The sequence below is a fragment of the Microcella sp. genome (assembly GCF_033763155.1).
In the GTDB taxonomy this organism is placed as follows: domain Bacteria; phylum Actinomycetota; class Actinomycetes; order Actinomycetales; family Microbacteriaceae; genus Microcella.
The window spans coordinates 1-19,323 of the sequence record NZ_JANRKZ010000027.1 but is presented as its reverse complement, the minus strand read 5'-3'; the positions used below and the strand labels follow the sequence as shown (position 1 = coordinate 19,323).

The window sequence follows — 19,323 nt, the reverse complement described above, 5'->3', positions numbered from 1 at the left end:
CGAGGATGAGTACTTCCTGTTTGCTCACCCCTTGACCCTGGCGGGGTGTCCACAATGTCGTGAGACATCACGCCCTCACCGGCCTCACTGTCCACGATGTCGTGAGACAGGTGTCCACGATGTGCTGAAACCAGACACCTCAGGGCCCACCGTGTGAGGCCGACGCCATGTCGGAGGCGGTACCTACTCTGCTGTTGTGCCGCGCAGCGTCGAACAGTGGTGGCGTCACCGCCAATACGTCACTGGCACGCCCGTGCCCAGCCCCGTTGGTCGTTTTCGCGACGCGTGGGCTCCGTTCACGGTGCTCGTCGAGCAGTTCCGCCCCGAGCGCAATCACGACTTGGTTTTGTCGCAAATTCCGCCAGCGGCCGACGTTTACCTCGTCTGGGTCTGTTCGGTAGGGCACGAGTTTGTCGCTACTCCAACAGAGCAGCGCGCACGGCCGGGCCGTTCGCGGTCGTCTCGATCGTGGTGCCCCGTCTGTTCGACGCCGTCGCTGCTCCCGGCGGTGTCGAAGTGGCCGCGCGTGAGCCCCCCACCGGCGAGCGAAGCAGGTGAGGGCCGCGGGATGCCCTTTCGCCGGCCGCCCGAGCCACAACGCAGCCGGTCCCACCTCGAGACTCGCTCGGCTGACTCGGTACGGCCGGGAGAAGCCTTTTACAGCGACCGTGCCCCGCGAGCGACGTCTGCTCTCGAAGGTCGGTTCCGCGCGCTGCTGGGGGAGCGACTTGACGTTGATCTCAGCACGACTGCGGTTCGCGTGCGCACGCCGTTCTTTGGTCACCAGGAAGTGTGGCCCGACATCATCGTGCCGGAGTTCGCAGTCGCAATCGAACTCGATACCGTCGGCCGAAATGGTGACGAACACGTCGGCCGTCGCGAGCGCACTGACCGACGGAAAGATCACCTGCTCGCCGAGGTGGGGTGGCATGTCGTGCGCGTGCGCGTGCGACCGTTGAGGGCCTTGGGGCCACACGACCTTGTGGTTGCCGGAGTCTCACACTCGGCGGTCGAGCAGCTCATCGATCGCATAGGCGAGATTCGTGGCGACTTGCTGGTCGCGGCATATCGACGACGCAGTCCGCTGCAGCGTGTCGGTGGTGCCCCCTAGCGTCGGGCACAGAAACACCCGGTGAGACGAGGTATCCGATGGTTCAGTTGATCAGTGAGTCGGTGTCGATGATTCGACCTCGTTCGCCGAGCGTCGCGACCGCCGTGGCGCCGTCTGACCTCGAGTACACGACAGACGCGGTTGGCGGGGTCTATCGAGCGATTCGCTCGTGGGCACATCTCGAGGAGGTGGCTGGCGGTGTGTCGACGCGCACCGGCAGCTTTGTGGTTGTCCAGCGCCGTGGTGACCCTGGCCACCGATTCGCCCAGTGCTCGGCATCTGCAGGTCAGCTCACGTGTGACGTGGGCGCCCTCGATGCACGCACGTCGCGGCACACGGTCTGGCGCCTTTATCGGCCCACCGTCGGTTCTGCCGGCCTGACGGCCGAGCACTTTGTTAGCGTCGCGCGCGACTGGCTTATCGGTGGCGTCGTGCCCCGCTACGTCGCCACGGCGTTGCCGCTCGACGCAGAAGACGACCTCTGGTGAGGCCTGCGGAGGGTGTCGTCTAGAGGTAGAGAGACCAGAGCAGTGCGGCAAAGGTCGCGACGAAGATTGCCGGGCCGACGAAACGCACAACATCAACCGCGCGAGCGCTCGCGATGATTCGACGGCCGATCGCCGACACATTAGGCACGGCCTTGAGTTCGTCGATGACCGCGAGCCCTTCTTGCGCCGCCGCAAATTGAGCGGCTGCGCCGAGCACGCCTGAGGCGAGCAAGATGCCCGTGGCCGCGAGGCGCACGGCTACGGCAGTCTCGGCGAGGCCCTGCATCAGCATCCAGACAGTCACCGCCAGCAAGAACGTGGGGGCGAGCTGAGAGACAATGATGTGCCAGCGCGCACGAGTCCAATGCAGGATCAGTTCGTTCTCGGTCATGCGCCCACTGTACGTCGAACAGTTATCTCTCGAGGAGCCCCATGTCTCGTGCTGTGTGGGCCCTCGTCGTGTCGTGCGTGTTGTGGGGCACGACGGGAACCGCGGCCTCGTTCTTTCCGAGCGACGTGAGCCCCCTCGCCATCGGCGCGTGCACGATGACCTTCGGTGGTGTCTTGCTCTTTCTTGCGAGTCGTCGCGCGGCTCTCGAGGTTGTTCGTGATCGCGCGGTGCGTGGCTGGCTGATTGCGGCCTCGGCCGGAATGGTCGCGTACCCACTCGCGTTCTATTCGTCGATGGATCTCGCCGGCGTCGCCATCGGCAACGTTGTCTCGTTAGGTTCGGGTCCGATCTTTGCGGCAATTCTCGAGTGGCGCGTCACTCGCAGCCGCTTGACGGGTCGGTGGATGCTGAGTGCGGGCATTGCGATCGCCGGAATGGCCCTGCTCGTGCTCGGTGGTCACGGCGATGACTCGCCCGTCGATCCCACGGCGATTCCCGCCGGTGTGCTTCTCGGCCTCGTCGCCGGAGCGGGGTACGCACTCTTTACGTTTGCGTCGGGGGCGGTGATTCGTCGCGGCCACTCGGGGCGCGGCACCATGGGGGCAGCGTTCGGGCTTGCAGCCCTGCCGCTTGCCGTCGTGTTGCTCGTCGTCGGTGCCCCGATTCTCGCGTCGCCCGCCAGCCTTGCGATCGCGGCCTATCTCGCGGTTGGGCCCATGTTTGTCGCGTATCTGTTCTTCGCCGTCGGTGTGCGAGCGTTGGCCTCAAGCACGGTGACCGTCATCACACTGCTTGAGCCGCTCGTGGCCACGGTGCTGGCGATTGTCATCGTGGGTGAACGTCTTGAGCCAGTTGGTTGGGTCGGCCTCGTGTTGATTCTTATCGGCGTCTCCGTGCTTTCCTCGGCTCGGCGCCAGCCTTCGACGCCGTGACCGGCCTATCATCAGGGTCATGGTCGACGACGAACAGCCGACGAACGATGACGCCGAGCCGGTGATGCCGGAGGGGCCCCGACGCTCTACGTTCACGCCTCCGCCTGCCGGCGCGGCGTACGACCCCACCGCAACCGATGACGACGCACTCGCTGGCGCGCTCACCGAACAGTTCGAACGATGGGTGCCGCCGGCGGCCGCGACGACACCGACAATCAGCGACGAGCCTGCCGTGACGGAGCCAGCCGCACCGCAGCCTGCCGCACCCGAGCCTGCGGCACCCGCGGCTAACCCTGCGGCCGATCAGGAGGCGCCCTCTGGCGCCTCACCGTTCGGGGCTGCACCGTGGCAACCCGCCGCGTGGGAACCCGCCCCGTGGCAGCCGCAGCAAGCAGAGCCGGCGCCCTGGCAGCCCGCCAGCGAAGAACCCCCTGTTGCCTCATCGGCGACGGTCCATGACCTCTCCGTGACGGGCGACGGTGCTGGCGCACCGCTAGTCACGCCCACTAACGAAGGGCCCGCCGGTGCCCCGGCGACGCCACCGACCGATGTGCCGCCGATCCTTCCACCCCCGCCGCAGCGGTTGTCACTCACCGACGAAGAGCTGCTCGCCGCAGCGAATCTTGACTCACCGGAGCTGAACACGTCATCGCTGCTCGACCTCGTGGAACGCGAGCTCGTGCTTCGTCAGATTGAGGCTCAGCGCCTCGCTGAGTGGGAGAAGCAGGTGCGTGCGGCAGCGGCGCCCGAAGCCGATGACATCGTCACGCAGGTGCGCGAGCAATTCACGGGCGTCACCCCGGTCATCCCGCCGCCTGTCGACGTCGCACCGCCCGTCGATGTCGCGCCGCCTGCCACCGAGCTCTCGGTTGCCGAGCAGCTTGCCGCGGCACCCCCGCCCCAGTTCGGCGCTCCGCCACCGGCACCCGCCATTGACTTGGCGCTCGCTGACGCTCCACCGCCCTATGGAGTGGTTCCCTCTGCGGCGGTCGCACCCTCGCTATCGGTGCCATCTCCGTTCGATGACGTTGCCCCACTGACGTTCGAGTCTGCGCCACCTGCGGCAACACCGCTCACGTTCGAGACGTCGGCGCCCGAGGTTGCTCCGCTCATTGAGCCGCCACTCATCGAGCCTGCCCCACGGGACCCAGGAGTCTTTGCCCCCGCTTTCGGTGACACCGTCGCGACGGGAGCGGCCATCGGTAGCGCGGGCGCTCTGTTTGATGACCTCTTGCGTGAGCCGGCCCCCGTTGATGATGCGGCCCCTGGGCCTCTCGCAAACTCGTCTGCGGGCGCATTTGACCTCACGCAAGGTTCTTCTGCCCAGAACCAGGCTGTCGGGAACGACGGCTCCGCGATTGACGCCGAACCGTCGCCTCTCGATCTGTTGGCGGGCCAGTTCTCAGAAGAACCCGCGCGTGCCGTGGCAGGTGGTGACGCCGAAACAGAAGTCGAGTCGGGCGAGGGGGTTGTGAGCGATACGCAGGTCTCTCGACCTGAGCCCGTCGAACGAGTCGGCCTCGAGCCCACTCCCGCTGAATGGCGGGCCGGGCGCTCGGTGCGCATGTTCTGGCTGTGGTTCGCGGTCAACTCATCGGTGGTGAGCATCGCCCTCGGTTCGGTCATCATGGGTCTGGGAGTGAGCCTTCGCCAAGCAGTTTTGGCCACGCTGATCGGGGTCGCGATCTCGTTCTTGCCGCTCGGCCTCGGAACCCTCGCGGGCAAGTGGAGCGGTCAGCCGACCATGGTTGTCTCCCGTTCCACCTTTGGTACGGGTGGCAATGCACTTCCCGCGTTGCTGGCCCTCGTCACGAGAGTTGTCTGGGCGGCGGCTTTGTTGTGGATGCTCGGCGCAGGCGTTGCTGAGGTTCTCGTCGGCTCGGGCCTGGTCGGCGACCTTGGGCGCCTAGAGCTGACCATCGGCGCCGCCTCGATCGCGCTCGTGCTCGCGGCGCTCATCGCAGGCTTGGGCTTTGCCGCCATATCAGTCGTCAGCGCGGTCGTGACGATCGTGTCGATTGTGCTCGTGACCGGACTTATCGTGCTCACGGCGACATACGTTGATCTTGACGCCGCTCTCGCCGTCGCTGACGGCGACTGGGCGTTGCTCGTGAGTGGTGTCGTTCTCGTCTTCAGTGTGGTTGGTCTCGCGTGGGCCAACAGCAGCGGCGATCTTGCGCGTTATCAAGCGAAGGGCACCTACGGGTCGTCCGCGGTTGTGTTCACCGCGTTCGGTGCAACGATTCCCGCGTTCGCGCTCATCTGCTGGGGAGCGCTCTTGGCGGCATCGAATCCGGTGCTCGCAGAGGGCCTCGCTGAGAATCCCATCGACCTGGTGTCTCGCATGCTGCCGCTCTGGTATCCGGCACCGCTCATCGCAGCGGTCGCACTCTCCCTCGTGAGCGCGGCGGCTCTTGCCCTCTACTCGTCGGGGTTCGCTCTGCTCGCCACCGGCGTGCGCGCGTCTCGTCCCGCATCCGTCGCCATCACGACGGTGCTCGCTGCGGCACTCCTGGCCGTGCTCATCGTTCTCGTGCCCAACGCGGCAGCACTCTTCCGCGACGTGGTGACGACTCTCGCGGTGCCGGTTGCGGCATGGGCTGGCATCTTTGGCGCGGAGACCATGATTCGCTCGCGTCGGGTGCACTCGCCGTCGCTGTTGCGATCGGGGGGCGTCTATCCGGCGGTGCGGTGGGTCAACCTGCTCATGCTTCTCGTGATCACGGCCGTCGGGTGGGGGCTCAGCACCGCCACTCTCGCTGGATTGCAGTGGCAGGGCTATCTCTTCACGGTGCTGGGCATCGACACGGAGTCGGCTCTCGCCTCGGGCGATCCGGGAGTCGTCGTTGCTCTCGTTCTCGGTCTCCTCACCCCGTTCATCATGGGCATTCCCGCTCTTCGCCGACTTCAGCAGGCCGAACAGGCAGCACACGACGCCGACGACAATGCCGATGACGATGCCGAGGGTGCCGTCGACGACAACGCTTACGCCGGCACGATTGCCGCGCACGACGCGGTCGATGCCACCGCTCCCGGTGCGGTCACTGAGTTCGACCTCTCGACGTGGTCTCCACCCTCGACGCGATGACGACTCTTGCTGATGTCATGGCCGCCGCCGAGCGGCTGTGGCCGATCGCGGGCGCCGAGTCGTGGGACGCTCCGGGGTTGGTGAGCGGTGACCCTCGCGCCACGGTCTCTCGCATCGTGCTGGCGGTCGACGCCGTCGCGGAGACGATCGATGAAGCGATTGACGCCAACGCAGAACTCTTGCTCGTTCACCATCCACTTCTTCTCCGAAGCGTCACGACTGTCGCCGAAACAACCGCCAAAGGCGCCCTCATCGCCCGGCTCATTCGGGGTGGCTGTGCTCTTCTGGCGGCACACACCAATGCCGACAGTGTCGCGACGGGCACGAGTGCTCGTCTGGCCGAGCTGGTGGGGCTGACGGATGCCCGTCCGATTGTCGAGACCGCGCCCGGCATCGGCCTGGGCCGCGTCGGGCGCTTGCCCGAGCCGATGACCCTCGGTGCCCTCGCGCGGCGCCTCGCGGGCATCCTGCCGCTCACGGCGACGGGTGTGCGGGTGGCGGGGTCGTTCGATCGTGTCGTGACCACGGTCGCCGTCTGCGGCGGGGCGGGGGACTCGCTCCTCAACGAGCCCGCGGTGCGTGCCGCCGACGTGTATGTCACGGCCGACCTGCGGCATCATCCGGCGAGTGAGGCTGTCGAGACGGCGCGCGTGGCCGGCGGACCCGCACTTATTGACGTCTCGCACTGGGCGAGTGAGTGGCTGTGGCTAGAGGTGGCTGCCGACGAATTGCGTGAGGCGCTTCCGGGCGTCGAGATCAACGTCAGCGAGCTTCGCACCGACCCATGGGACTTCGTCGTCGTACAGTAGGGGCGCGCCTCGCCGCGAACGATGATTCCCGCCCCACCCGAGCCCCACGCAACCCATGAGAGACCAGGTGAGCCCCGCATGGCCCTGACCGCTAGTCCCGAGGCGCAGCGCGTCTTGCTCGATGTGCAAGCGCTCGACACGACGCTGCAGCAGCTGGCTCACCGCGAGCGGTCGTTGCCCGAGAGAGCTGTCGTTGATGCGCTGGTCGCTGAAGCCGATGTCATGCGCGAGTTTGTCATTCAGCGACGGGGAGAGCTCGACGACGCTCGACTCGAGCTGGGTCGAGTCGAGAGCGACGTGGTGGTCGTTCAATCGCGCATCGCTCGCGATGGCGAGCGCATGCAGTCGAGCTCGTCAGTCAAAGACATTCAGGGTCTCGAGCACGAGCTCGAGTCGCTGCGAGGCCGCCTGAACGATCTTGAAGAGATTGAGCTCGCGGTGATGGAGAAGGTCGAGGCGATCGAGACCGAGCTCGCATCGGCGACGGCCTCACTCGATGAGCACCAGCAGAAGCTTGCTGAAGCGCAAGCGGCTCGCGATGCAGCGCTCGCCGTCATCGCGAGCGAATCCGAGGCGGCTCGGTCGCAGCGCGCGGCGATTGTCGCGACGGTGCCTGCCGACCTCTTGGCGCTCTATGAGAAGCAGCGCGAGCGCTACGGCGTGGGTGCCTCGCACTTGCGGGCGCGCATCTCGAGTGCGAGCGGCGTCGAACTCACGGGCAGTGATCTCGCAGCGGTTCGTGCGGCGGCGCCCGATGCCGTTCTGCTGTGTCCTGATTCCAACGCCATCCTCGTGCGCACCGACGAGAGCGGACTGTGACTCGCGAGCTGATCGTCGAGGCTGATGGTGGTTCGCGCGGCAACCCCGGGCCGGCCGCGGGCGGAGCCGTCGTCATCGACCCGGCGTCGGGCGAGGTACTCGCGGAAGTCGGGGTGTGGGTGGGAGTTGCCACCAACAATGTCGCCGAGTACAGCGGCATGCTCGCCGGAGTTCGGCGCGCGCTCGAACTCGACCCCGATGCCGAACTGACGATTCGCATGGATTCCAAGCTCGTTGTCGAACAAATGATGGGCCGCTGGAAGATCAAGCACCCGGCGATGGCCGAGCTCGCCGCCGAGGCGCGGCAGGCGTTGACGGGCACCCCCGTGCGATTCGAGTGGGTGCCGCGCCTGCAAAACTCTCGTGCCGATAAGTGTGCGAATGACGCGATGGATGCTCGCTCGTCGTTCCAACGCTAACCTGGGTCTCGCAAGTGGGCCGGCCAGACGGTCGCGTCGAGGGCACGCCCCGCGAGGGGAACGACTTCGCCGAGGAACGTCCGGGCTCCACAGAGCAGGGCGGTGGGTAACACCCACCCGCAGCAATGCGCGAGAACAGTGCAACAGAGAGCAGACCGCCACGGGTTTCGGCCCGGGGTAAGGGTGAAACGGTGGTGTAAGAGACCACCAGGGGCCCGAGTGATCGGGCTCGCTAGGTAAACCTCGCCCGGAGCAAGGTCAGACAGACACCGTTAACGCTGCTCGCCGAGGTGTCGGGTAGACCGCTAGAGGGCTGCGGCAACGTAGTCCCGAGAGAGATGGCCGTCGAAGGGAAGCGATTCCTGGAACAGAACCCGGCGTATCGGCCGGCCCACTTGCCTCAGTAGTGCCGCATCACCACTGTGAGGGCGCGTAGTCCTTCAAGAACACCCCGAACAGGTCTTCGCCTGCCTCGCCGCGCACGATGGGGTCGTAGACCCGTGCGGCGCCGTCGACGAGATCGAGCGGAGCGTGAAAGCCTTCTTCGGCCAGGCGCAGTTTGGTGGGGTGCGGGCGCTCGTCGGTAATCCACCCGGTGTCGACGCTCGTCATCAAGATGCCGTCGGTCTCGAACATCTCGCGAGCGCTCGTGCGCGTGAGCATGTTCATCGCGGCTTTCGCCATGTTGGTGTGCGGATGCCCCGGCCCCTTGTATCCCCGGCCGAACACACCCTCCATGGCGCTCACGTTGACAACGTAGGTGCGCGCGAACGGTGAGGCGGCCAGCGAAGGACGCAACCGGTCGACGAGGATGAACGGCGCGATCGAGTTGGCGAGCTGAACTTCGAGCATCTCGAGCGGCTCAACCGCGCCAACGGCCTGCGTCCAACTGTTGACGTCGTGCAAGTCGGGCACGAGTCCGCCGGCATCGATCGCGGTTCCGGCTTTGTGCCGTTCGAGGGATGCGTTGCCCGCGGTCATGGCCGCCTGCGTCAGCTGCTCAGCCTTCGCCGCGGCCGCCGACAGAATCGGGTGGGCGGCGACCGACTCGGCCAACGCCAGCGGGTGCGGATCCATCGTGTGGCCGAACGTCACCAGCTCGGGCAGTGGCCCGTCGGGCAGGGGAGCAAGCTCGGCCTCGATGAGCGGCTGATACGCGCCGGGGGAGCGGCGCACGGTTTGCGCTGCGTTGTTGATGATGATGTCGAGGGGTCCTGCCGCGGCCACCGACTCAGCGAGGCCGATGACCTGGGCCGGGTCGCGCAAGTCGATGCCGACGATGCGCAAGCGGTCGATCCAGTCGGCCGCGTCGGGGAGTGCCGAGAAGCGGCGCACGGCATCCCGCGGAAACCGCGTCGTGATGGTCGTGTGCGCGCCGTCACGCAGCAGCCGCAAGGCGATGTACATGCCGATCTTCGCGCGGCCTCCGGTGAGCAGGGCGCGGCGTCCGGTGAGGTCGGTGCGGGCATCCCGTTTCGCGTGATTGAGACGCGCGCAGTCGGGGCATAGCTGGTGATAAAAGGCGTCGACGAGCGTGTAGGGCTTCTTGCAGATGTAGCACGACTGCGGGCGCGTGAGCTCGCCAGCGAACGGTGCGTCGGTCGACGATGAGATATCGACGCCACGAGTTTCGTCGTCGATGCGGTCGGGCGAGCCCGTCGCGGTCGCCTCGATGACGGCTTTGTCGGCAGCGAGTACTTCGGCACGCTTCGTGAGCCGCCGATGCACCTTGACGGCGCGGAACATGTGGGCGGTCGCGTGGCGCACCGCGATGAAGTCAGGATGCTCGTGGTCAAGCTCGTGCAGTGTGCTGAGCACCCGCAGCGTCGTCTCGAGGTCAGCGGGGTCGATACCGCCCGAGTCGCCGGGCGCAGGCTGATCAGAAGGCACACGCCAGGGTACCCGGCGCAGAGGGACTGCTCTGTCGTTACGCGATCTGCGTGCCGAGCAGCGCGCCGATGCCGAACGTCACCGCGAGGGCGAGCGCACCGCCGATGAGCACCCGCAGTGTCGGGCGCAACCAGTGGCTCTTGCCGAGAATCGCCCCGAGTGCTCCGGTGATGCCCAGTGCGACGAGTGTGGCCACGAAGGTGATCGGAATGCGCAGCTCGGGCGGAGGCAGCAGAATCGCGAGCATCGGAAGTACCGCGCCGGCGAGAAACGCCACGCCCGAGGCCGCAGCGGCTTGCCAGGGCTTGAGAACTTCGTTCTCGTCGATGTGGAGCTCTGCTTCGAGGTGTGCCCCGAGCGCGTCGTGAGCGGTCAGCTCTTCGGCGACTTTCTGGGCGGTCTCGGGGGTGAGCCCCTTGGCCTGGTAGATGCTCGCGAGTTCGGCGAGCTCTTGCTCGGGCATCTCCGCCAACTCGCGGCGCTCTTTTGCGATGAGCGCGGTCTGGCTGTCGCGCGCACTCGCGACCGAGACGTACTCTCCAAGCGCCATCGAGATTGCCCCACCCACGACGGCGGCCGCGCCGGCCGTGATGATCGGGGCGATCGCGCTCGTCGCGCCGGCAACACCGACGACGACGGCAGCGACCGAGACGATGCCATCGTTCGCCCCCAACACACCGGCGCGCAGCTTGTTGAGGCCGTCACTGAACGCCCCGCGATCGTGCGGTTCTGAATCGTGCGGAGTGTGGGCGGCGACGCTCGATGGCTCGGTCATGCACCCCAGTCAACTCCGTGGCTCCTCCACCATCAAGCAAGGCAAGCCTGGGCTATGAATCGGCCTGTCATTCCGCGTTTGGCATACGCACGTGCGTAGAGTCAGAACATCTGGCAGGCACGGGCCTGCGACTCGCGTCGGCTGGGAAGTCGCATTCCGACTCCGAAGGCCTCATGACCTCTCTCGCCTCCTCCGGCAACCTCGGCTCCGTGCGCTCCACGACTCCTCGCGACCCCAACGCCGTGCCGCTCACGGCCTCGTACTCGGCGCTCATGCGCACGGTGCGTGACGGCGGTCTCCTCCGCCGCCGCGAAGGCTTCTACTACGCCGTCTTCGCCGGTCTCGCTGTCGCTCTCGGGGGCGTCATCACGGGAATGGTTTTGCTCGGTGACAGCTGGTTCCAACTTCTCATGGCCGGCGCGCTCGGCATCGTGCTCACGCAAATCGCGTTCGTGACGCACGAAGCCTCGCACCGCCAGATCTTCGCCTCGGGCAAAGTCAACGACTGGGTCGGCCGCATTCTCGCGACCGCCGTCGTGGGCATTAGCTATCACTGGTGGATGCACAAGCACTCGCGCCACCACGCCAAACCCAATCAGCTCGGGGCCGACCCCGACATCGAGCCCGACACGATCGTCTTCACCGAGGCCGACGCCGCGAAGTCGACCGGATTCCTCGCGCTCATCACGCGCCGCCAGGGCTACTTGTTCTTCCCGCTGCTCACGCTCGAGGGCATCAACCTGCACTTCCGCTCGATCCTGAGTCTCTTCGACAAGGGTCGCGTTGAGCACCGCTACCTCGAGCTCGCACTCATCACCCTGCGTCTCTCGCTCTACGTTGCCGTGCTGTTCTGGTTCTTGCCCCTCGGCATGGCGTTCGCGTTCTTGGGCGTGCAACTGGCGGTCTTCGGGGTCTACATGGGAGCATCCTTCGCCCCCAACCACAAGGGCATGCCGATTCTCGAGAATGACACCTCACTCGACTTCTTGCACCGCCAGATTCTGACCTCGCGCAACCTCAAGGGCGGCTGGTGGGCAACCGTGATGTTCGGCGGGCTCAACCACCAGGTCGAGCACCACTTGTTCCCGAACATGCCGCGACCGGCGCTCAGCCGTGCGCGCGAGATCGTGCGTGAATACGCTCAGGCGACGGGCATCTCGTATACCGAGACGGGCGTATTCCGCTCCTACGGCATCGTCATCGACTACTTGAACCGCGTCGGCTTGTCGGCGCGCGACCCCTTCGACTGCCCGGTCGTCAATCAGTTCCGGCGCAGCTAGACGTTCGTCAGCGCGAGTAGCGCTGAGCCAGTGCCGCAGCGCCAATGATTCCGGCGTTGTTGCGCAGCTCGGCGGGCACGATGGGCGTGCGCACGTCGATGAGCGGAATGAACTCGTCGTGCTGCTTCGAGATTCCGCCGCCGATGACGAAGAGTTCAGGCCAGAGCAGGTCTTCGACATAGCGGTAGTACTCGGTCAAGCGCTCGGCCCACTCGGCAAAGCTCAGGTCTTCGCGCTCGCGCGCTGAGTTCGCCGCCCATGACTCGGCGTCGCGGCCATTCACCACGAGGTGTCCGAGTTCAGAGTTCGCGATGAGAACTCCGTCGTTGATAAGGGCGCTTCCGATGCCCGTGCCGAGCGTGGTCATGATGACGAGGCCGCGCTGCCCGCGTGCGGCGCCCGACATCGCTTCGGCATAGCCGGCCGCATCCGCGTCATTAATGAAGTGGATGTCACGGCCGAGGGCCTCGCCGAACGCGGTGTCGGCATCCAGGCCGATCCAGCGCTCGCTCACATTGGCGGCCGACATCGTGCGGCCGTTGACGACGACCGCCGGAAAGCACACACCAATGTGCTCGACACCCTCGGTGCCGAGCTCGTCGACGAGCTGGGCGACAGTCGCGATGATGTCGTCGGGCTCACCACCGTCGGGAGTCGGGTGCTTGATACGGTCGCCGACGATGTCGCCCGCATCCAGATCAATAACAGCGCCCTTGATGCCGGTGCCGCCGATGTCGATGCCAATGGCGAGCGTCATGCGGGTCTCCTGTCGGTGGGGTGGGGGAGTTACGGGAGCGTCAAGATCTCGGCGCCGCGCTCGGTGACGACGAGCGTGTGCTCGAACTGGGCGCTGAGCGACTTGTCTTTCGTCGTGACGGTCCAGTCATCAGCCCAGAGGTCCCAGGCAATGCCGCCCAGCGTCAACATCGGCTCGATCGTGAACACCATGCCGGGCTGCATGACGGTGGAGTAGTCGGGCGCCGCGTCGTAGTGCGGCACGATGAGGCCCGAGTGAAACGAGCGCCCCACACCGTGACCGGTGAAGTCGCGCACGACGCCGTAGCCAAAGCGTTGCGCGTAGGCCTCGATGGCCCGGCCGATGACATTGATCTCTCTGCCGGGGGCGACGGCCTTGATGCCGCGGTTGAGCGCCTCTTGCGTGCGCTCGACCAAGAGACGCGCGTCGTCGCTCGCCTCACCAGCGATGAAGGTCTTGTTGAGATCGCCGTGCACGCCGTTTGTGTAGGCCGTGATGTCGATGTTGACGATGTCGCCCTCGGCGATGGCGGTGTCGTCGGGGATGCCGTGGCAGATGACCTCGTTGAGGCTCGTGCAGCACGACTTGGGAAAGCCGCGATAGCCAAGCGTCGACGGGTAAGCGCCGTGGTCGAGCAGGTACTCGTGCGCGATGCGGTCAAGCTCATCGGTCGTCACGCCCGGCGCGATGGCTGCCCCGACCGCCTCGACGGCTTGAGCTGCGATGCGCCCGCTCTGCCGAATCAGCTCGATTGTCTCGGCGTCGTAGACGTCTCCGCCAACGTGCGGCGTGGGCCCGGGCTTGCCCACGTATTCGGGGCGCGGGATGCTCGACGGCACCGATCGCTGCGGCGACAGCCGCCCGGCAACGAGGTGACCGGAGGCGTCGCGAGGCATAGGGTCGAGTCTATCGAGCCGCGTGTGCGCCTCGGTTCGGGGGAGGAGCGGCTCATGGCCGACGACGAGACGCAGCAGTGGTGGTACAACCACAAGACCGGCGAGGTCGAATACGGCCCTCAGTCGCTCGGCAGTGACCGCGATGGCCCCTACGCAACCGAGGCCGACGCCCGTCGGGCGCCGGAGATCGCGCGCGAGCGCGCTCGCGCGTGGGCGGCCGACGAAGAGGAGTAGCCGCTAGTTCGTGCGGTCGTGCAGGGCTTGCTCGGCGGTCGCGTCGCTGTAGCTGTGCGCCTCGTCGGGGTAGGCGCCTGACTCGACGTCGGCCTTGTAGGCGAGCGCGGCATCCGTCAGCACCTGGCGAAGGTTGGCGTATTGCTTGACGAACTTCGGGATGCGCCCGGCCGTGAGGCCCGCCCAGTCGGTCCACACGACGAGCTGGCCGTCGCAGTGGGGGCCGCCGCCGACGCTGATCGTCGGAATCGTGAGTTCGGCGGTGATGCGCTTGGCAACCTCGGCGGGAATCATCTCGAGCACGACCGCGAAGGCGCCGGCTTCTTGCACCGCGTGTGCGTCGGCGAGCAACTGTTCGGCCGCTTCACCACGGCCCTGAATAACGTGGCCGCCGAGACCGTGCTCGCTCTGCGGCGTGAAGCCGATGTGCGCCATGACCGGGATGCCCGCCGACACGATGCGCCGAATCTGCTTGGCCGACCGCACCCCGCCTTCGAGCTTCACGGCGTGGGCTCCGGTTTCTTTCATGAACCGGAACGCGGTGTGCAAGGCCTCTTCGGGGCCGGTCTCGTACGACCCGAACGGCATGTCGGCGACGACGAACGCGCGCTTGACTCCGCTCACGACACCGCGCGTGAGGGGAATGAGGTCGTCGATCGTGACGGGCAGGGTCGTGTCATAGCCGAGCACGGTGTTGCCCGCCGAGTCGCCCACGAGCAAGAAGTCGATGCCCGCTTCGTCGAAAATCTGCGCCGTCAGCACGTCATACGACGTGAGCCCGGTGATCTTGATGCCCTGCTCTTTCGCCCGCGCGAAGTGTCGGGTGCGAACGCGCTTCGGTGCCTCAGCCATGGCGGCAAGCCTAGCCCTGGGTTACTTCGTGGGCCGATACGTAATCGGCAGACGTCGATCGCGCCCGAACGCCATGCCCGAGATTTTCGGCCCGATCGCGCCTTGGCGGCGCTTCCACTCCGAGCGATCGACGAGGCGCGTGACGAAGTCGACGGTCTCGGGCGCGAATCCGAGGGCGACGACATCGTCGCGGCCAAGTTCCCGACCCACATAAGCGTCGAGAATCGCGTCGAGCACCTCGTAGGGCGGCAGCGTGTCTTGGTCGACCTGACCCGGGCGCAGCTCGGCGCTCGGCGGCTTCGCGATCGAGTTCTCCGGAATCGGCGGCGTCTCGCCGCGGCTCTCGGCATGCTCGTTGCGCCAGCGCGCGAGCTCCCAGACGAGCAGCTTCGGCACATCCTTGATGGGCGCGAAGCCGCCGACCGAGTCGCCATAGATCGTCGAGTAGCCCACCGAGAGCTCGGTCTTGTTGCCCGTCGTGAGCACGAGGTGACCGTGCATGTTTGACAGGCCCATCAAGATGATGGCCCGGATGCGCGCCTGCAGGTTTTCGGCGGCTACGCCGTTGAGCTCGAGCTGGGTCTCGACGGGCGCCACGAGGTCGGCGATCGGCTCGGTCGAGAAGTTGAGTCCGATGCGGTCGGCGAGGTCGTCGGCGTCGCTGCGCGAGTGGTCAGAGCTATAGCGCGAGGGCATCGAGACGCCATAGACATTCTCGGCGCCCACGGCATCGGCGGCGATCGCCGCGCAGACCGCCGAGTCGATGCCGCCCGAAAGCCCCAAGATGACCGTGCGAAACCCGTTCTTGCGCACGTAGTCACGCGTGCCGAGAACGAGTGCGTTCCAGAGTTGTTCGCGGTCGTCGGGCAACTGCGCGATGTCGGCTGCTGCGGGATGCTCGCTCGAGGTACCTCCGCCCGCGAGTTCGACGCGCCGCACCGCGGGGGGTAGCTCGGTGTCGGTGGCGTCGGCCGCATCCACGTCGACGACGAGAAGGTGCTCAGCGAACTGGGGCGCGCGCGCAATGATCTCGCCGCGCTCGTTGACGACCACAGAGTCGCCGTCGAACACGAGGTCGTCTTGCCCGCCGACGATGTTGACGTAGGCCACGACGGTGCTGGTCTCGGTGGCGCGACGTGTGACGAGCGGAACGCGCACTTCGTCTTTGTCGCGCTCAAAGGGCGAGGCATTGATGACGAGCAACACGCCGGCGTCGGATTCGAGCACTCGCCCGACGGGCCCGCCGTCGCGCCAGAGGTCTTCGCAAATGATGAGGGCCACGTCGACGCCCTTGAGTCGCAGCACGAGGAGCTCGTCGCCCGGAATGAAGATGCGGTACTCGTCGAACACCCCGTAGTTGGGCAAGTGGTGCTTGGCGTAGCGTGCGACAACCGTGCCCCCCTGCAGCACGCTCGCGCAGTTCTGCGCGATGGCCGTCGGCGCGTTCGACGTGCCCAATAGTCGCGGCTCGTGCGGGCCATCCGGGTGGCCCACCACGACGGGCAAGTGCCCGAGCCCTTCTGCTTCGAGTCGCGCCGCCAGCGCGGTGACGGCGGCGCTCGCATCGACGAGAAACGCGGGGCGTGACGCGAGGTCTTCGATGGGGTAGCCCGTCAGGGCCATCTCGCCGAGGGCGAGAAGGTCGGCGCCCTGCGCTGCAGCGGCGTGCGCGGCGGCGACGATCTGGTCGGCATTGCCCACCAGGTCTCCGACAATGGGGTTCGACTGGGCGAGGGCCAAGCGGAGGCGGGGCATACCCGTTAGCCTAATGGCGGGTTTTCCGCGTCGTTTGAGGGAGAGATGTGAGCACCGGAATGGGTGGCATGGACAAGCAGCGCGACTTCGTTCTTCGCACGATTGAAGAACGCGGGGTCAAGTTCGTGCGGCTCTGGTTCACCGACGTCGTCGGCACGCTCAAGATGGTTGCCGTCGCGCCGGCCGAGGTCGAGGGCGCTTTCGCTGAGGGTCTCGGGTTCGATGGGTCGGCCATCGAGGGCTTCTCGCGTGCCTACGAGGCCGACGTGCTCGCGCATCCCGACCCCACGACCTTCCAGATTCTGCCGTGGCGCGGTGAGGTCGACCCGACCGCGCGCATGTTCTGCGACATCACGACGCCCGATGGCCAGCCCGCCGCGGCCGACCCGCGTCACGTGCTCAAGCGCACGCTCGCGAAGGCTGCCGACCGCGGCTTCACGTTCTACACGCACCCCGAGATCGAGTTCTATCTGCTCAAGAGCAGCAAGGTCGGCCCGAAGGGCCCCCAGCCGGTGGATGCTGCCGGCTACTTCGACAACGTGCCCGGTGGCACGGCTCACGACTTCCGCCGCCGCGCCGTGCGCATGCTCGAAGACCTCGGCATCTCGGTGGAGTTCAGCCACCACGAGGCTGGCCCGGGTCAGAACGAGATCGACTTGCGCTACGCCGACGCTCTCACGACGGCCGACAACATCATGACCTTCCGCACGGTCGTGAAAGAGGTGGCCATCGAGCAGGGCGTCTATGCCACGTTCATGCCCAAGCCCTTGGCCGCGCATCCCGGATCGGGCATGCACACGCACCTCTCGCTGTTCGAGGGCGACACGAACGCGTTCTTCGACCCGGCCGGGCAATACCAGCTGTCGAAGATCGGTCGCCAGTTCGTGGCCGGCTTGCTCACGCACGCTCCCGAGATCACGGCGATCACCAACCAGTTCGTCAACTCGTACAAGCGCCTCTGGACGGGTGACGAAGCCCCGAGCTACGTCACCTGGGGCCACAACAACCGTTCGGCCCTCGTGCGTGTTCCGCTCTACAAGCCCGGCAAGGGCCAGAGCGCGCGCGTGGAGTACCGCGGCATGGATTCTGCCGCCAACCCCTACCTCGCGTTCTCGCTTCTGCTCGCCGCCGGGCTCAAGGGCATCGAAGAGGGCTATGAGTTGCCTCCCGAGGCCGAGAACACGGTGTGGGAGCTCAGCCAGTCCGAGCGCCGCGCTCTCGGCTACAAGCCGCTGCCCTCGAGCCTCGACCGCGCCCTTGGCCTCATGGAAGAGAGCGAGCTCGTCGCCGAAACTCTGGGCGAGCAGGTGTTCAACTACGTGCTGCTCAACAAGCGGCGCGAGTGGGCTGCCTATCGCGCGCAAGTGACGCCCTACGAGCTCGAGAGCAATCTCGAGATTCTCTAGCGCGTCTCCGACCCCCGCGCCATGTCGCGACAACCGTCGACGCTGACTGAACTCGCCCGACTCGGCTTCGCCGAGCTGGGTGCGGCTCGTGATGCCCTCGGCGACTGGGCCGAGCACCTCGAGGCCTTCGGCGCGGCCGCCGACCCTGACCGGGCGCTGCGGCTGCTCGTGCGGCTGCAGGAGCAGCATCCGGATGCCCTCCGCCCCGTGCTCGCCGACCCCGCCTGGGCGGCGCGCCTCATCGTGGTGCTCGGCGCGAGTGAGGGCCTCGGCGACTTTCTGCGGCGCCGGCCGGCCGAGCTCGCGGCGCTGCGCGAGCCCCTCCGCTCCCTGCCGAGCGCCGAGCAATTGCGGCGCTACCTTGCGGCCGCCGTGGAGGGCAGCGCCGCCGCCCAGGTCGAGCAGGCCCGCACGGCGCTGCGCGTGCGCTACCGCCGCTGGCTACTGCGCATTGCCGCGTGGGATCTTGAGCACGCCGACGCGGTTGAGGCCCTGCCGCACGTGGCGGCAGCCCTCGCTGACCTGGCCGGGGCAGCTCTCGACGCGAGCCTGACGCTCGCGCGCGCGGTCAGCACCTTCTCGGCCGACGAGGTGGCTCGCACGCGCCTCTCGATCATCGGCATGGGCAAGGCGGGCGCCCGCGAGCTCAACTACATCAGCGACGTCGACGTCATCTACGTGGCCGAAGGTGCAGACGAGCTCGACAACGCCCGCGCCGTCGAGATCGCGACGCGCCTCGCGGCCGAGACCGCTCGGGGAATCCAAGAGCCGGGAATCGAACCTCCGCTGTGGGAAGTCGATGCCAACCTTCGTCCTGAAGGTAAAGACGGCGCCCTCGTGCGCACGATCGACTCGCACCGCGCCTACTACGAACGCTGGGCAAAGTCGTGGGAGTTCCAGGCGCTGTTGAAGTCGCGGCCCCTGGCCGGAGACGCCCAACTGGGGGAGCGCTACTGCGACACGGTGCATCCGTTCGTCTGGGCCAGCTCACAGCGCGAGGGCTTCGTCGACTCGGTGCAACGCATGCGCGAGCGAGTCACCGAGCACATTCCCGCCGACGAAGTGGATGTTCAACTCAAGCTCGGCCCGGGCGGGTTGCGCGACGTCGAATTCACCATCCAGCTGTTGCAGCTCGTGCACGGTCACAGCGATGACCGCGTGCGGCAGCGGGATACCCTCGGGGCCCTCGCGGCACTCGCGCAGCACGGCTACATCGGTCGCGAAGAGGCGGCGTCGTTCTCGCACGACTATCGGCTACTGCGCGTGATCGAGCACCGCGTGCAGCTCGATCGCATGACGCGCACGCACCTGATGCCGCGTGACGCCGATCGCTTGCGCGTGCTCGCGCGTGCAACGGGCCTCGCGACGACGGCCGATGACCTCACCGAACGGTGGCAACAGACCAAGATTGCCGTGCGCTC

17 protein-coding genes, 1 other RNA gene and 1 pseudogene are annotated in these 19,323 nt (G+C 66.8%); 12 read left to right on the top strand and 7 right to left on the bottom strand.

Annotated elements, in window-relative coordinates:
* Positions 1–196: 196 nt before the first annotated feature.
* Entirely contained in the window at positions 197–1,111 is a 915-nt protein-coding gene (locus SFU54_RS01095) for a zinc-ribbon domain-containing protein (RefSeq protein ID WP_319014473.1), read from the top strand.
* A 38-nt stretch (positions 1,112–1,149) separates the two neighbouring features.
* A complete protein-coding gene (locus SFU54_RS01090) occupies positions 1,150–1,599 on the top strand; it encodes a hypothetical protein (RefSeq protein WP_319014472.1) in 450 nt (149 codons plus the stop codon).
* 19 nt (positions 1,600–1,618) lie between these two features.
* On the opposite strand, the gene SFU54_RS01085 is transcribed toward SFU54_RS01090, so the two are convergent.
* Positions 1,619–1,990: a hypothetical protein gene (locus SFU54_RS01085; protein ID WP_319014471.1), complete on the bottom strand. Its 372-nt coding sequence runs from the start codon at positions 1,988–1,990 to the stop codon at positions 1,619–1,621.
* Positions 1,991–2,031: 41 nt separating this feature from the next.
* Between SFU54_RS01085 and SFU54_RS01080 the strand changes: the two genes are divergently transcribed.
* The 6 genes from SFU54_RS01080 to rnpB all read left to right on the top strand — a co-directional run bounded on the left by SFU54_RS01080 (position 2,032) and on the right by rnpB (position 8,455).
* Positions 2,032–2,922 (top strand): DMT family transporter, encoded by an 891-nt coding sequence (locus tag SFU54_RS01080; RefSeq protein ID WP_319014470.1) that lies wholly within the window; start codon positions 2,032–2,034, stop codon positions 2,920–2,922.
* A 19-nt stretch (positions 2,923–2,941) separates the two neighbouring features.
* Positions 2,942–6,010 carry a cytosine permease gene (locus SFU54_RS01075; protein WP_319014469.1) on the top strand — a complete coding sequence of 1,023 codons (3,069 nt, stop codon included), beginning with the start codon at positions 2,942–2,944 and terminating at the stop codon, positions 6,008–6,010.
* The gene (locus SFU54_RS01070) at positions 6,007–6,819 is read left to right on the top strand and encodes a Nif3-like dinuclear metal center hexameric protein (protein ID WP_319014468.1); all 813 of its coding nucleotides are present in this window, start codon (positions 6,007–6,009) and stop codon (positions 6,817–6,819) included. Before SFU54_RS01075 ends, SFU54_RS01070 begins: the two co-directional genes overlap by 4 nt.
* A gap of 78 nt (positions 6,820–6,897) precedes the next feature.
* Positions 6,898–7,638: a hypothetical protein gene (locus tag SFU54_RS01065; RefSeq protein WP_319014467.1), complete on the top strand. Its 741-nt coding sequence runs from the start codon at positions 6,898–6,900 to the stop codon at positions 7,636–7,638.
* Complete coding sequence (locus SFU54_RS01060; RefSeq protein WP_319014466.1) at positions 7,635–8,057, top strand: reverse transcriptase-like protein; 423 nt, start codon at positions 7,635–7,637, stop codon at positions 8,055–8,057. Before SFU54_RS01065 ends, SFU54_RS01060 begins: the two co-directional genes overlap by 4 nt.
* A gap of 15 nt (positions 8,058–8,072) precedes the next feature.
* Positions 8,073–8,455, top strand: an RNA gene (gene rnpB / locus SFU54_RS01055) — RNase P RNA component class A.
* A 16-nt stretch (positions 8,456–8,471) separates the two neighbouring features.
* Here rnpB and SFU54_RS01050 read toward each other — a convergent pair.
* Together SFU54_RS01050 and SFU54_RS01045 are read right to left on the bottom strand one after the other, a co-directional pair.
* Entirely contained in the window at positions 8,472–9,947 is a 1,476-nt protein-coding gene (locus SFU54_RS01050) for an SDR family NAD(P)-dependent oxidoreductase (RefSeq protein ID WP_319014465.1), read from the bottom strand.
* A gap of 37 nt (positions 9,948–9,984) precedes the next feature.
* A complete protein-coding gene (locus SFU54_RS01045) occupies positions 9,985–10,722 on the bottom strand; it encodes a VIT family protein (protein WP_319014464.1) in 738 nt (245 codons plus the stop codon).
* 173 nt (positions 10,723–10,895) lie between these two features.
* Here SFU54_RS01045 and SFU54_RS01040 point away from each other — a divergent pair, with 173 nt between their 5' ends.
* On the top strand, positions 10,896–12,002 hold the full coding sequence (locus SFU54_RS01040; protein ID WP_319014463.1) for an acyl-CoA desaturase: 1,107 nt from the start codon (positions 10,896–10,898) through the stop codon (positions 12,000–12,002).
* A 7-nt stretch (positions 12,003–12,009) separates the two neighbouring features.
* On the opposite strand, the gene ppgK is transcribed toward SFU54_RS01040, so the two are convergent.
* Both ppgK and map read right to left on the bottom strand, forming a co-directional pair.
* On the bottom strand, positions 12,010–12,759 hold the full coding sequence (gene ppgK / locus SFU54_RS01035) for a polyphosphate--glucose phosphotransferase (RefSeq protein ID WP_319014462.1): 750 nt from the start codon (positions 12,757–12,759) through the stop codon (positions 12,010–12,012).
* A 29-nt stretch (positions 12,760–12,788) separates the two neighbouring features.
* A complete protein-coding gene (map, locus tag SFU54_RS01030; protein WP_319014461.1) occupies positions 12,789–13,655 on the bottom strand; it encodes a type I methionyl aminopeptidase in 867 nt (288 codons plus the stop codon).
* Positions 13,656–13,709: 54 nt separating this feature from the next.
* Here map and SFU54_RS01025 point away from each other — a divergent pair, with 54 nt between their 5' ends.
* A complete protein-coding gene (locus SFU54_RS01025) occupies positions 13,710–13,889 on the top strand; it encodes a methionine aminopeptidase (RefSeq protein ID WP_319014460.1) in 180 nt (59 codons plus the stop codon).
* A gap of 3 nt (positions 13,890–13,892) precedes the next feature.
* On the opposite strand, the gene panB is transcribed toward SFU54_RS01025, so the two are convergent.
* On the bottom strand, positions 13,893–14,741 hold the full coding sequence (gene panB, locus SFU54_RS01020) for a 3-methyl-2-oxobutanoate hydroxymethyltransferase (RefSeq protein WP_319014459.1): 849 nt from the start codon (positions 14,739–14,741) through the stop codon (positions 13,893–13,895).
* 21 nt (positions 14,742–14,762) lie between these two features.
* Positions 14,763–16,496 (bottom strand): NAD+ synthase, encoded by a 1,734-nt coding sequence (locus SFU54_RS01015; protein ID WP_319014458.1) that lies wholly within the window; start codon positions 16,494–16,496, stop codon positions 14,763–14,765.
* 68 nt (positions 16,497–16,564) lie between these two features.
* Between SFU54_RS01015 and glnA the strand changes: the two genes are divergently transcribed.
* Positions 16,565–17,902 carry a type I glutamate--ammonia ligase gene (glnA, locus tag SFU54_RS01010; protein ID WP_319014474.1) on the top strand — a complete coding sequence of 446 codons (1,338 nt, stop codon included), beginning with the start codon at positions 16,565–16,567 and terminating at the stop codon, positions 17,900–17,902.
* A gap of 21 nt (positions 17,903–17,923) precedes the next feature.
* Positions 17,924–19,323, top strand: a pseudogene (locus SFU54_RS01005) (bifunctional glutamine-synthetase adenylyltransferase/deadenyltransferase); the annotation flags it as partial.